Annotated in this window: 12 protein-coding genes and 4 pseudogenes; all 16 read left to right on the top strand. The window is 35.4% G+C overall.

Annotated features, from left to right (window positions below; genetic code table 11):
* Window positions 1-19: 19 nt before the first annotated feature.
* Entirely contained in the window at window positions 20-1,534 is a 1,515-nt protein-coding gene (locus tag BAU27_RS02350) for a succinyl-CoA:acetate CoA-transferase ScpC (protein WP_071770022.1), read from the top strand.
* Window positions 1,535-1,748: 214 nt separating this feature from the next.
* Window positions 1,749-2,192: a GNAT family N-acetyltransferase gene (locus tag BAU27_RS02345; RefSeq protein ID WP_071745111.1), complete on the top strand. Its 444-nt coding sequence runs from the start codon at window positions 1,749-1,751 to the stop codon at window positions 2,190-2,192.
* A 27-nt stretch (window positions 2,193-2,219) separates the two neighbouring features.
* The gene (locus tag BAU27_RS02340; RefSeq protein ID WP_071770021.1) at window positions 2,220-2,579 is read left to right on the top strand and encodes a YunG family protein; all 360 of its coding nucleotides are present in this window, start codon (window positions 2,220-2,222) and stop codon (window positions 2,577-2,579) included.
* Between the two features lie 53 nt (window positions 2,580-2,632).
* Window positions 2,633-3,958, top strand: coding sequence for a bifunctional S-methyl-5'-thioadenosine deaminase/S-adenosylhomocysteine deaminase (locus BAU27_RS02335; RefSeq protein ID WP_116733443.1), 1,326 nt, complete (start codon window positions 2,633-2,635; stop codon window positions 3,956-3,958).
* 354 nt (window positions 3,959-4,312) lie between these two features.
* Window positions 4,313-4,586, top strand: a pseudogene (locus BAU27_RS32695) (phage holin family protein); the annotation flags it as partial.
* A pseudogene (locus tag BAU27_RS02320) lies at window positions 4,586-5,095 on the top strand (N-acetylmuramoyl-L-alanine amidase); the annotation flags it as partial. The pseudogenes BAU27_RS32695 and BAU27_RS02320, both read left to right, overlap by 1 nt.
* Before the next feature lie 99 nt (window positions 5,096-5,194).
* Window positions 5,195-5,359 carry an N-acetylmuramoyl-L-alanine amidase C-terminal domain-containing protein gene (locus BAU27_RS33490; protein WP_412676980.1) on the top strand — a complete coding sequence of 55 codons (165 nt, stop codon included), beginning with the start codon at window positions 5,195-5,197 and terminating at the stop codon, window positions 5,357-5,359.
* Between the two features lie 171 nt (window positions 5,360-5,530).
* Window positions 5,531-5,753, top strand: a pseudogene (locus BAU27_RS02315) (replication-relaxation family protein); the annotation flags it as partial.
* Window positions 5,754-5,935: 182 nt separating this feature from the next.
* Window positions 5,936-7,564: a peptide ABC transporter substrate-binding protein gene (locus tag BAU27_RS02310; RefSeq protein ID WP_071770018.1), complete on the top strand. Its 1,629-nt coding sequence runs from the start codon at window positions 5,936-5,938 to the stop codon at window positions 7,562-7,564.
* 316 nt (window positions 7,565-7,880) lie between these two features.
* Window positions 7,881-7,994 (top strand): annotated as a pseudogene (locus BAU27_RS33300) (WXG100 family type VII secretion target); the annotation flags it as partial.
* 14 nt (window positions 7,995-8,008) lie between these two features.
* Window positions 8,009-8,218: a hypothetical protein gene (locus tag BAU27_RS02305; protein WP_071770017.1), complete on the top strand. Its 210-nt coding sequence runs from the start codon at window positions 8,009-8,011 to the stop codon at window positions 8,216-8,218.
* 34 nt (window positions 8,219-8,252) lie between these two features.
* A complete protein-coding gene (locus BAU27_RS02300; protein WP_302848827.1) occupies window positions 8,253-8,501 on the top strand; it encodes a DUF4176 domain-containing protein in 249 nt (82 codons plus the stop codon).
* Window positions 8,502-8,578: 77 nt separating this feature from the next.
* Complete coding sequence (locus BAU27_RS02295) at window positions 8,579-8,959, top strand: BA_1872 family lipoprotein (RefSeq protein WP_071745118.1); 381 nt, start codon at window positions 8,579-8,581, stop codon at window positions 8,957-8,959.
* A gap of 325 nt (window positions 8,960-9,284) precedes the next feature.
* Window positions 9,285-11,339 carry a class I SAM-dependent methyltransferase gene (locus BAU27_RS02290; protein ID WP_071745119.1) on the top strand — a complete coding sequence of 685 codons (2,055 nt, stop codon included), beginning with the start codon at window positions 9,285-9,287 and terminating at the stop codon, window positions 11,337-11,339.
* Window positions 11,340-11,733: 394 nt separating this feature from the next.
* Complete coding sequence (locus BAU27_RS02285) at window positions 11,734-12,162, top strand: hypothetical protein (protein ID WP_071770016.1); 429 nt, start codon at window positions 11,734-11,736, stop codon at window positions 12,160-12,162.
* Window positions 12,163-12,259: 97 nt separating this feature from the next.
* On the top strand, window positions 12,260-13,492 hold a 1,233-nt coding region (locus BAU27_RS02280), incomplete at its 3' end, for a metallophosphoesterase (RefSeq protein WP_175546518.1).

Here is a 13,492-nt window from a genome sequence, read left to right as displayed (position 1 = left end):
ATTAGGAGAGGGATTACATATGGAGAATAATTTGGATAGAATTAGGGATCAACGTCTGAAAGATCGCGTAGTTACACCTGAAGAAGCAGCTTCATGGATTGAAAGTGGAATGACTCTAGGCTTAAGTGGGTTTACACGTGCAGGTGATGTAAAAGCAGTCCCATTTGCGCTTGTAAACCGAGTTAAGAATGATAAATCTTTTAAAGTAAATGTTTATACTGGCGCTTCCTTAGGATCAGATGTAGATAAATTATTTGCTGAGGCAGGAATTTTAGGGAAAAGGTTGCCTTTCCAAGCCGATGCGACTATGCGAAAAGGCATTAATAACGGAGACTTTTTATTTGTAGATCAGCACTTGTCTCATACAGCAGAGTTACTTCGCGCTGACGTTATGGATGTAGATTTTGCTATTTTGGAAGCGGTTGCGATTACTGAGGATGGCATGATTATTCCAACGACTTCAATAGGAAATTCCTTAGCGTTTTCTTTAAATGCTAAGTCCATCATTATTGAAATGAATATGTCTCAATCCGTGCAGCTAGAAGGGCTACATGATTTATATGAACCAGGTAAACAAGGAGAAAGGCTTCCAATTCCGATTGTGAAAACGGATGATCGAATTGGAACAATCGGTATCCCGATCGATGCTGAAAAAGTGAAAGGCATTGTGTTTACGAACCAACTAGACTCGCCATCGACAATTGTTCCTCCGGATGAAGAAACTGTTATTATGGCACAGCATTTAATAGAGTTTCTTCGAAATGAAGTAAAAGTAGGACGATTAACAAATCGTTTAGCACCGTTACAATCGGGAATTGGTTCAGTGGCAAATGCAGTCCTGCATGGAATGTTAGATTCCGAGTTTGAAGATTTAGAAGTGTATTCTGAAGTTTTACAGGATGCGGTCTTTGATCTTATGGATGCTGGAAAAGTCAATTTTGCTTCCTGCTGCTCGATCACACTTTCTGAAGAGAAAATGCAAAAAGTATTTTCCAACTTTGAAAAATATCGTGACAAATTAATGATGCGCCCGCAAGAGATTTCTAATCATCCTGAAATCATTCGTCGCCTTGGATTAATCTCGATTAATACTGCTTTAGAATTAGATATATACGGAAATGTCAATTCTACTCACGTTTTAGGTACAAAAATGATGAATGGTATTGGTGGTTCTGGTGATTTTGCAAGAAATGCACGTCTAGCTATCTTTGTTACTAAATCCATTGCAAAAGGTGGTAACATTTCAAGTATCGTTCCTTTCGTTTCACATGTAGACCATACGGAACACGATGTAGATGTTATCGTTACTGAACAAGGGTATGCTGACTTAAGAGGATTGGCGCCAAGAGAAAGAGTAGAACTGATTATTGAGAATTGCGCACATCCAATGTATCGTGACCAGTTACGAGCTTATTACGAAGAAGCACAAACAAGAGGTGGACAAACTCCTCATGTTTTAGAAAAAGCTTTTTCTTGGCATACGAATTATGCTAAAAATGGAACAATGCTTGAAACGGTAGTAGAAACTGTATAGAAGTGTAAAAATGATTCTTAATATAATATGTTATAAAGATTGAAAGAAAAAAGAACGCCAATTTTCAGGAATGGTGTTCTTTTTCTCTTGAAAAATTGTTACCTATAATAAAAATTTATAAAAGTAACCTCTTATTTACGAAATTAAGAGGTTTTTTAAATTACTTTTCGAATCATTTTAATAGTTTATATATCAAAGGTGAGGAGAAAGAATCATGAAGATAAGAGAAGCATTATTAAGTGAAGCAAACGAATTAAGTGAACTCGCATTACATTCAAAAGCAACTTGGAATTATAGCGAAGAATTTATCTTAGCTTGTAAGGAAGATTTAACAATTACAGAAGAGTACATAAAAAATAACTTTGTATATGTTTTAGAAAATGATAATAGGAAGATTGGCTTTTTCTCATTTTTACGTAACGATAATGCTCTCGATTTCCTTTACATTCATCCACGTTTTAAAGGGATAGGTTACGGGAAAATACTTTGGAAGTTTGTAATAGAACAAGCAAATGAACTAGGAATAAAAAGTTTTACAATTGATAGTGATCCGAATGCAAAAGGATATTATTTAAAAATGGGAGCGAAGTTAATCGGAGAGACGCCATCAACGGTTTTTAAGGATCGACTATTACCGCTTTTGCAATATGATGTGTAAAACTATTAATAGTAGGGGAAGCTGAGAATGGATAATGTAAAGAAAAAACAAATATATGAAGCGTTAGTAAAATCGTGGTCGATTGAAACAAGTTCAAAGTGGACAATTGAAAATCCAGCAAAGGGACAATGTGGTGTTACGACTTTAGTCGTTCAAGACATATACGGAGGAGAAATAAAAAAGACAAAAGTAAGAGAGGTGTGGCACTTTTATAACTTTATAGATGGACAGCGTTTTGATTTTACAGAGGCTCAATTCAATGAAAAACTAAATTATATGGATGCGGAATCAAATCGGGGAGAAGCATTTACAGATACAAATGAAAAACAATATGACATTTTAAATGAAAAGACAACGAAAGAATTAAAATTATCTTTTGACTCTTAATCTTTAATAAGTTACTATAATGGTGGTAACTTATTAAAGGGAACTTCATAGAGTTGAAAGGGGAAATACTTTTGAAAACAACTTATGTAAACGCTACAATTGCAACGATGAATGAACAAAATGAAGTGATAGAAAATGGATATATCATTGTAGAAAATGATCAAATTATAGATGTAAATAGCGGAGAATTCGCTAACAATTTTGAGGTGGATGAAGTAGTTGACATGAAAGGAAAGTGGGTTTTACCAGGGCTTGTTAATACACATACACATGTTGTTATGAGCCTTTTAAGAGGTATTGGCGATGATATGTTATTACAGCCATGGCTTGAGACGAGAATTTGGCCACTTGAAAGTCAGTTTACGCCAGAGCTAGCGGTCGCTAGCACGGAATTAGGATTACTTGAAATGGTGAAAAGTGGTACAACATCATTCTCTGATATGTTTAATCCAATTGGAGTAGATCAAGACGCAATTATGGAAACGGTATCAAGGAGCGGAATGCGAGCTGCTGTTTCAAGAACTTTATTTAGCTTCGGAACGAAAGAAGATGAGAAGAAAGCGATTGAAGAAGCTGAGAAATATGTGAAACGCTATTATAACGAAAGTGGTATGTTAACTACGATGGTTGCGCCGCATAGCCCATATACATGTAGTACAGAAATGCTAGAAGAGTGTGCACGTATTGCCGTAGAAAATCAAACTATGGTTCATATTCATCTTTCTGAAACAGAGCGTGAAGTACGTGATATTGAAGCGCAGTATGGGAAGCGTCCAGTAGAATATGCAGCAAGTTGCGGATTGTTTAAACGCCCAACAGTTATTGCGCACGGTGTAGTATTAAATGAAAATGAGCGTACTTTCTTGGCAGAACATGATGTTCGGGTAGCTCATAATCCGAATAGTAATTTAAAACTAGGTTCTGGTATAGCGAATGTAAAAGCGATGCTAGAAGCAGGAATTAAAGTAGGAATTGCAACAGATAGTGTTGCATCTAACAATAATTTAGATATGTTTGAAGAAATGCGCATAGCAACTTTATTACAAAAAGGTATTCATCAAGACGCAACAGCATTACCAGTTGAAACAGCTCTTTCTCTTGCGACGAAAGGAGCAGCTGAAGTAATTGGGATGAAACAAACGGGATCAATTGAGGTTGGAAAGTGTGCTGATTTTATTACGATTGATCCGTCTAATAAACCACATTTACAACCAGCTGATGAAGTGTTATCACATCTTGTATATGCTGCTAGTGGAAAAGATATAAGTGATGTAATTATTAACGGTAAACGTGTTGTTTGGAATGGTGAATGTAAAACATTAGATGAAGAGCGTATTATATTTGAAGCAAGTCGTTATAAACGAGGTTTACAAAGATAGGTATTTATATACCTTCTTGAGAAAGCTATCCTTTCTAGAAAATAGAATAGGGTAGCTTTTTTTATTGAACAAACGAATATTCGAAATAATGCAACATTTCCCTGTTGGTATTTCTGCTGCAATTTGGGCTGTATTAGGAGATAGTATTACATCACTAAATTATGCAGAAACTCCCTATTGGAAAGTGATTAGTAATGCTAATAATACAATTCCTTACAACTATGGTATTTCGGGGTCTCGTATAGCAATGTGGGGAGGACACGACCAGCCAATGTGTACAAGATATGCAAACGTGACCGATGACGCAGATATCATTACTGTTTTCGGAGCATTGAATGTCCTGTGTGCAGGTGAAAAAGTAAAGTTGGCTTCAAAGGCATCGCAAAAAGGCGGTGCTTTTTCTTTTGATCGGAGTGGCAACACAATTAGATACAGCACTTGGAAGTAATAGTGCTATTCGTGAAGCGACAATTTTTTTATCGGAAATGAGTTGCTTTCACTTTTAGAAAACGCTGGTCATATGGGAGTTCCGCTACCTTCAGCATTAACGAATGTAGTTGGAATTTTAAGTGACAAGAGCAATAAGACAAGTTCTGAATATGATAATAAGAAAGGAGATGTTGAATAATGACTCGTTATAGTTTACACGGAGGGCACAACAGTATTGTACAAGGGGCTAATTCTGGAAATCGAAAAGAGCATATTATGGATCGGCAGGTGAAAGATGCGGTGGCAGCTAAGTTAAGAGCTTTAGGACACACAGTCTATGATGATACAGACGAAGTAGGGAGCACTCAAGCGCAAAATTTAAATAATATCGTTCGTAATAGTAATTCCCACAATGTGGATTTGGTTGTTTCTTTTCATCTTAATGCAGCTGATGGGAATGGGCAGGGTGTGGAAGTTCTGTATTATGATCAGAAAGACCTAGCGGCTAAAATCTCAGCTCAACTAGCAAAAGATATTGGATGGCGTGATCGTGGTGCGAAACAACGTACAGATTTAGCTGTATTGAATGGAACTAAAGCACCAGCTATTCTTATCGAATTAGGATTCATCGATAACGAATCCGACATGGCTAAATGGAATGTTGATAAAATCGCAAATTCTATCGTATATGCTCTAACGGGACAAACTGTTGGGGATGGTGGAAGAAACGGCGGTTCTAATAGTGGATATCAATATGTTAAGTCTGGTGAATTCGGTATAAACTATCTAAATGAAGCGATTCAAGCTATGGTTGAACGAGGAACAAAAGGAAAAGTTATTGTTAATCCATTAACAGGTCTTGCTTATATCCAAACTGAGGTATTGCCTAATTCAGAACTAGATAAAATCACTTGGTGGATGGATACTCGGCCAGGTGGTAAGTGGTGGTATGAATATATTAAAGTGAGTTAATAAATTTTTAACAAAAGGATAGTTTGGTGACAAAAAAATAAAAGCCGTTAATTACGGCTTTTATTTTTATTTTTGAGGATGAGCTATCTCCATTCTCTTTTATTCTTTTTTCGTGTTCTTTCTTTATTTCATCTGGAATGATGATTTCAATGTTACCCCATATTTTTTTATATTCCTGATGTGAAATTTCGTGACGAAGAAGGGATACTTCATGGAGTCGAAGTAGATCGGTCACAGAAAATGAAAGTGAATGCAGAGAAGTTAAAAAAGTATGAAGAGTTCACACAAATATATAAGCAGAAATATAACAGGAAGATGCCAGTCATTCATTTCTTTACAGTTACCAGCTAAGTATGATGTGTTTGTGAAAGTGTATGTAATAGAAGAAATATAAAAAGTGCTAACAAGTTTGCAAACGAACTTGCTAACACCTATACGAAATAAACATAAAATATAGCTGATATGTCGCTTGATAAAACGATAATAATTAAGCACTTATAATGAATAATGGTTTATTATAATAGAAGTCACAAAATATAACGATTTATAATATTTTATACTTAAGGAGAACAATTCATGAAGCGAAAAAAGAGCTATTTAATGGTAATGGCACTTGTTACATCTTTATTTTTAACAGCTTGTAATAATAAAGCGAATAAAAGTGATGTAGAAGCTAAAAAACAAGTGTTAGATGTAACAGTATCAGAAGAAATTCCCTCTCTTGATACTGCGAAAACGATGGATGGTACATCAGCACACGTTATGCAAAACATATTTGAAGGGTTGTATGTGTTAGATGATCAGGATCATCCGATTCCAGCAGTAGCAAAATCGTTTAAAAGAAGTGAAGATGGTAAAAAATATACATTTGATTTGCGTAAAGATGCAAAATGGTCAAATGGGGACAATGTAACAGCAAAGGATTTTATGTTTGCGTGGAAACGTGCAATTAACCCTGAAACAGCTTCTCAATATGCGTCCATGCTTTTTTATGTGAAAAATGCGAAAGAGATCAATAAGGGAACGATGCCTCTTGATGAACTTGGGGTTAAAGTCATAAATGATTATAAGTTAGAAGTGGAACTAGAACAGCCAATTCCTTACTTTTTACAGTTGTTAGCACTACCTATATACTTACCACAGCATGAATCATTTTTGAAAGAACAAGGAAAGAATTATGCATTGGAACCTAGTAATCTCATATATAACGGTCCGTTTGTATTAGAAGAATGGAAGCATGAACAAGAGTTTCAATTAAAGAAGAATGCTACATATTGGGATCAAAAGAAAGTGAAATTAGACGAAATAAACTTTCAAATTGTAAAGGATACAATGACGGTTGTTAATTTATATGAAGCTGGTAATTTGGACCGGGTGCCTATTAATTCTCAATTTGTAGACAAGTATAAAGGGAATAAGGATTTACATATGTCGAGTGACCCTGGAATTGCTATGCTACGTTTTAACGAAAAAAATAATGCATTAGCAAATAAGAAAGTGCGTCAGGCTATCTCATTCGCGCTAAATAAAGAAAATTTCGTTGCTCACTTTATTAATAATGGAGCAAAACCAGCAAGTGGGCTTGTGCCAGCTGGTCATATAAATGAAGAGACTAGTAAAGATTTTAGAAAAGAAAACGGAGATCTTTCTTCATATGATTTGCAAAATGCGAAAAAGATTTGGGGAGAAGCGAAAAAAGAACTGGGAGTAGACGAAGTAGAACTCGAGTTTTTAACATATGAACAAGATAATGCAAAACGTATGGCAGAATATATAAAAGGTGACTTAGAAAAGCATTTGCAAGGATTAACGATACACATTAAACAACAGCCATTTAAGCAAAAATTACAGTTAGAACAAACGGGTGATTACGATATATCTTTGACAAATTGGGGACCGGACTATAAAGACCCAATTAGTTATTTAGAGCTATTTACGACGAGTAATCCGAATAATAAAATGAATTACTCCAATTCTCGTTACGATGAATTAATAAAGAAAGCGAAAAATGATTTTGTACTGGATCCTGAAAAACGATGGGAAGCATTGCGAGAAGCTGAACGTATTCTATTAGAGGATGCTGCGATAGCACCGCTTTACCAAATTGGCTCAGCTTACGTACAAAAGGATTATGTAAAAGGAATTGAAAAGCATCAATTTGGTGGTATTTATACTTATAAGAATGCTTACATCGCTAATGAATAAATACAAAAAACCTTACTTTTAAAAAGTAAGGTTTTTTTAAGAGTACATGGAATAAGGTAATGCAGTACAAATCAGCATACAAGCATTCTCTTGCTGTAACTATGTTTGTTTTTAATTATATAAAAAAAATAATAGATTATATATTTTGTCATTGATATACTTAAAAGGTAATTGAGGTATTAAGATGAATTGATAGAGATGTTTGCGTGTAATTATTTGAGTATTATAAAAAATAGGGGAGCTTAAGTGTTTGATTGGAACGGGGCTTTTTCTATATGTATTAATTGGTATGTATAATACTTGGGGATATTAATTTGGGAATCTCGGGGGATCTTTTGAAGCTGGAAAAAGCAGATTCAAATTCCATGTACCATTTGGTCCTGGTGTAGGTTTATGGGGATTTGGTTTAGAAGTTAATGTTAAGGAATAAAGGGGATAATTAGTATGAATAAGAAAGTAAAAAGATTTAAATATTTTATGGTTGTATTAGCTTGTATTGCAATTTTCGGTACAATTTTACCTAATGCATTAGATCCAAATGAAACATTAGCAGGTAAAATTTCAATTGCAACTTTCGGTACAATTGGAGTTTGTTTACTATTCTCTATTATGTATTTTATTGTAAAAAAAGCTATTTTAAGAGGTGGGAAATAAGATGGGATAAAATTTAGAGTTAGAATTACTTCCAATAGGTTCTGTTGTAATGTTTAAAGGTTGGGAACATCCATTAATGGTTTATGGAAGAAGACAGATGGATTCTGAAACAAAAACATGGGATTATGTATGTTGTTATTTTCCTCATGGTAATATTTCTTCGGAGTACAATTTCTTTTTGAATCATGAAGATATTTCTAGTGTGCTACATCTTGGTTTTATTAATGAAACAGAATTAGAGTTTCAAAAATTATTTAAAAAAGAAATTGAAGAAAAGCAGTGATTCTTTTAAGCTGTTGGTGTTTTTGAAATAGTTAAAGAATGAATCTTAATTCATATACATAAAAAAGGGGAATTTCTATGAAATTACTACGTTTATTTATGATTCTCACTCTTGTTGTATTGTTAAGCGCATGCAATACAGCAACACAAGTCACAAAGGTTCAAAAAAATGGTGAAACGACTTTAAAAATTGGTTCCTTGCAAGGGTATTACGATGTGCAAACGCTTAAAGCTGAAAAAGGAAATGTGGAAATTCCTTATGAAGCAGCCGTTGAAGAAGGTACGATTTTATTGCAAGTTACAAAAGATGATAAGGTTATTTATGAAGAAGAAATCACTTCTCAAAAAGAAGGTTTGCTTTCTTTTGAAGCTCCAAAATCCGGATCATATGATTTAATTGTACGCGTGAAGGGTGAAAAAGAGAAAGCAAAAGAAATTCAAATACATACTAAGCTATGAAAAAACGGCAAGTGGAGTGCACCCGCTTGCCGTTTCCATTTTCAGTTGATTCTGTCACAACATATGTTTATCAATTTAAGAAGTGATCCGCCGAAATTCCTAATGAAGTTAAAATAAGAGATGAACAAAAGAATGTGTTACAAACTTGGCATGTTAGTAACAAAATTGATAACTCTCTTTTACATGATAAAAAGACTAGATTTGATGCATTTGTATTTGAAAGAGATGTAGATGGTAAATAGCAAGTAGTAGCACTCAGGGGGACATAAGGTGATGATCTTTTTGGAGAAGGTGTCCCAGACCTTACTACAGATATTGATTATATATGGGGGTAAATAAGTTGAAAAACATAGAAGTTCTAAATAAATACATTGAAGGGTTTTCTGATGCTCTCCCTACGTGGTTAAAGCATCTAATCGAGGCAGAGGAGATACATCAAAACTATGAGAATGTACAGGTACTTGGTGCATTAAAAACGGATGCGGTGTTGTACTATGTACACCGTACGCTGCAAGTATTAGATGGGTTGCCTTTAGACGAAGAAGCGTATTGCATTATTGAAAAGGTACTAACGTATAGTGAGCTTGCAAAGGTAGGCTCTTTAAAACGGCGGGAGCAATGGAAGAAAAACGGGATTAATCTATTGGTACATAACGAGGGTTCTGCTGATATCTTTAGTGATATTCAGTTTAGCGAACGTATAGAGACAAACTTAAACTCTACTGAGTATTTGTTTGTTCGAGATTTAATTAGAACACATGGATTAATCGGGCAGTATATCCGCGGAGAGGCACGTTTGGACTCTCATGTTGATTTAATTAACACATATAAAGAAGAATACGGAGACGTTAGGTTAAAGGAGATTCTATACTATCTTAACCAATGTATTATTGAGGGCGTATCAAAATCCTTGTGGAGTGAAGTAAAGAACGATGTGAAGATTACAATTGATGGTCTGTTTGATGCTTATGTGGAGCCATTTACTTCTCGCATACATAGACTCACGCCAAAACATAAGGAGTCAGCATTTGAAAAAGATATAATTATGGGGAGCGAGAAGAGTGGCGTTCAAACCTTCTTATCTGATAAGGATTTGTGGTATGTAGAACCGTCTATGCATGCTCTTAGCTTCGAGGATATTTGGACAGTTTTTGTTATGTTAAAGAACGAGATAGGCACTGGAAAGGTTCAGCATATCCATTTCGAGAAATTGATGCAGCAGTTGCACTATGATTTCAAAGGCGAGAAGAAGAACAACGTGTATCGTAAGCGGGTTATTGAGAAGTATCTACGGGAGTACCGTGAGAACGAGAAGCCGGATACAACGCATGTTTCTTTTGAGGCTAAAGTTGATGAAGATATGAAGACTGCGTATGTGTCGTTTCAGTTTTCTGCTGTAGGTGAGGCGTTAATTACCTTCTGTGTAGAGGCAGAAAAGATAGATATGATGCATGCTCGGGCAAATGTGCTGCTATTTGATTTCTTCGGGTTACGTAAGGATGCGTATGATAGATTCCATAACGAAGAAGTATATCTGGAGCATATGAATAGTTCGGCTGATGATAAACGAATTATTCTTGATTATATAAAGGGAGATACGGTTGTAGACGTCGGAGCCGGTGGTGGTGTCATGCTAGATATGATTGAAGAAGAGACTGAGAATAAACGAATCTACGGTATCGATATTTCTGAAAACGTGATTGATACGTTGAAAAAGAAGAAGCAGAAAGAGGGTCGGTCTTGGGACATCATTAAAGGGGATGCAATCAACTTAAGTAGCTCGTTTGATAAAGAATCGGTTGATACGATTGTATATTCTTCTATCCTTCATGAGCTGTTCTCTTATATCGAGTATGAAGGTAAGAAATTCAATCATGAAGTAATTAAAAAGGGGCTGCAAAGTGCCTACGAGGTGTTAAAGCCAGGGGGGCGTATTATCATTCGTGATGGCATCATGACCGAAGATAAAACGTTAATGCGTGTGATTCGTTTTAAAGATGCGGGCGGAATGAAGTTCTTAGAGCAGTATGTCCATGAATTTAAGGGGCGTATAATCCAGTATGAGGTACTTGCAGGCAATACAGTCAAAATACCTGTTAACGATGCGATGGAGTTCTTATATACGTATACCTGGGGCGAGGATTCCTTCGTTCATGAGGTGCAGGAGCAGTTTGGAATCTTTACGCCAAACGACTATAAGGATTTCGTAAAGGGGATCTTTGGAGATAAAGTAAACATCGTTCAAGCTATGAACTATTTGCAGGATGGATATACAAACCATCTTAGCGAGAAAATCGAGTTTACAGATGAGTCTGGGAATGCGGTTGCGCTACCAGATAGTACGTTCTTTATGGTTTTAGAAAAGAGGCAAGCTGACTAACGTAAGTGAGATTCTTACTACCGAAGGTGAAGTCCATTTTTGGTATTGCTGACGTGCAATATTGCGGTGTGCCATCACCAGTATTTTGGTGAAAACCACGCTAAAAGCATGCAGGATTTTATAGAGTTTTTCGGCTAATCCAGTAACAAACGAGACCCCACACTATGATAGGGATGTATAAAAAATTGCATGGATTGATAGAAAGAGAAAGAGGTAGATTCTTTATGAGAGTAGGGATCTGCTGTTTCCTTGCTACCGATAAGTGAAGTTATGTAAACCTCGCATATATAGAATATACATTATTTTTTACTTATCTAACGGAACCGTTTTCTTCAGGGAAACTTGTTATAATATTCTCAATTGGAAAGTGCAATTTATGGGAGGATAGACCACAATGCCTGAACCGAATATAAAAATAAAAAGAATATGGGAAGATACCGATTTTTTTGAATTGAATTTTGATTTTACTGGATCTTATGGCACTGCGAACATTAATATATATACCACCAATGAAGAACTCAAAGTTTTAAAAGAGGGAATAATCAAGTTTTCCACTTTTAAACTACATGAATTTCAATGGGTTTCAGGTGAGGATATAGACAATGTAACTCATTTCTTATCTATGAGATTCTTCTTACATGACAAAAGAGGAATTGTAGGTATTGAGGTAGTAGCTGACAATAAGCAATCAAAACCTTATTGGATGCGTTCAAATCTGTTTATTCTTACGGCACTTAATCAAATTGATGACTTTTTTAAAAAAATAGAGCAGTTAATTAATGAGGAAATTACTGAGTTGGAAGGCATAATTCCAGTCTGCTAGTGATAATTTTTTGTAGTTGAAGTTTTTCGAATAATAAGTTACATTTTTAAAGTTCATGCAACTTTATGACAGTACAAAAGGGGAGAAATATGTTATTATGCCAAAAATGAAATGGAAGAACTATGTATGTTATTTTGTTATTCTTATGCTCCTTGTAACAGCAGTAACAGTCAAACCAGCTATCTCTAAAGCTGAGGAATCTGATGTTAATATTACATTGTTGGGTACTGCAGATATTCATGGTAGATTTATGCCTTGGGATTATGCGCTTGATGGTGCAAATACGAGTGGAAGTTTAACGCAGCTTTATACGGTTATAAAGAAGATACGTCAAGAAAATCCCAATACCATATTAGTAGATGCTGGGGACACAATTCAAGGAAACTCAGTAGAATTATTCAATGATAAGCCACAATCGCCAATGATGGTAGCGATGAATGCAATGGGATATGATGCTTGGGCATTTGGAAATCATGAATTCAACTTTGGATTAGATACATTGAAAAAAGTTAGTGAGCAATATAAGGGAAAGACGTTAGCAGGAAATATTTATAAGGAAAATGGAGAGCGTTTTCTTCCTGCATCTACGATTGTTGAAAAAGGTGGAATTAAAGTCGGGATTATTGGCATGAATACACCAATGATTAGTGATTTTGAAAAAGGGACAGATCATTTGGATGGTTTAGTGGTGAAAAATCCAGTAGAAGAGACAAAAAAGGCAATTAAAGAATTAGAAGGTAAAGTAGATGTAATGGTAGGAGTTATGCATATGGGCCTCGAAAATGAGAATGGCATCCCTGGTACTGGGGTTCAAGATATTGCGAATGCTTGCCCCGAACTTAGCGCTATTTTTGCAGCTCATATGCATAAACTTGTAAAAAAAGAAGTTGTAAATGGCGTAATTATTACAGAACCAGATAAATATGGAACACATATCTCACGTATTGACCTTACTTTTACAAAGCAAGATGGAAAGCTGGTTTTAAAAGATAAAACTGCTACCGCTATACCTGTAAAAAATGCTGATGGAACAACAGTATTATCTGATCCTACACTTGAAGAAACACTAATACCTTTTCACGAGTATGCGAGAGGAGATGCAAATGTTGTAGTCGCTCAATTAAAGGATAGAAACCTTGTTCCTGAAAATGAAATGAAGGGTATTCCAAGTGTGCAGATTCAAGAGACACCTTTATCAGATTTCTTTCATGAAGTCATGCTTTACTACAGCAAAGCAGATGTAGTAGCCCATCAAATTGATAACGATTATGCCCGTTTGGATGTAGGTCCTATTAAGAAGAAAGATATTGCGTACAATTACCAATATGCT

Source organism: Bacillus sp. NH11B (assembly GCF_001884205.1).
Classification (GTDB): Bacteria; Bacillota; Bacilli; order Bacillales; family Bacillaceae_G; genus Bacillus_A; species Bacillus_A proteolyticus.
This window is presented reverse-complemented; position numbering and strand designations above follow the sequence as displayed.

Excerpts from the sequence above, each read along its gene's own strand:
- BAU27_RS02350 (WP_071770022.1), top strand. The coding sequence starts at position 20 with ATGGAGAATAATTTGGATAGAATTAGGGATCAACGTCTGAAAGATCGC.
- BAU27_RS02345 (WP_071745111.1), top strand. The coding sequence starts at position 1,749 with ATGAAGATAAGAGAAGCATTATTAAGTGAAGCAAACGAATTAAGTGAA.
- BAU27_RS02340 (WP_071770021.1), top strand. The coding sequence starts at position 2,220 with ATGGATAATGTAAAGAAAAAACAAATATATGAAGCGTTAGTAAAATCG.
- BAU27_RS33490 (WP_412676980.1), top strand. The coding sequence starts at position 5,195 with ATGGTTGAACGAGGAACAAAAGGAAAAGTTATTGTTAATCCATTAACA.
- BAU27_RS02310 (WP_071770018.1), top strand. The coding sequence starts at position 5,936 with ATGAAGCGAAAAAAGAGCTATTTAATGGTAATGGCACTTGTTACATCT.
- BAU27_RS02305 (WP_071770017.1), top strand. The coding sequence starts at position 8,009 with ATGAATAAGAAAGTAAAAAGATTTAAATATTTTATGGTTGTATTAGCT.
- BAU27_RS02295 (WP_071745118.1), top strand. The coding sequence starts at position 8,579 with ATGAAATTACTACGTTTATTTATGATTCTCACTCTTGTTGTATTGTTA.
- BAU27_RS02290 (WP_071745119.1), top strand. The coding sequence starts at position 9,285 with ATGGGGGTAAATAAGTTGAAAAACATAGAAGTTCTAAATAAATACATT.
- BAU27_RS02285 (WP_071770016.1), top strand. The coding sequence starts at position 11,734 with ATGCCTGAACCGAATATAAAAATAAAAAGAATATGGGAAGATACCGAT.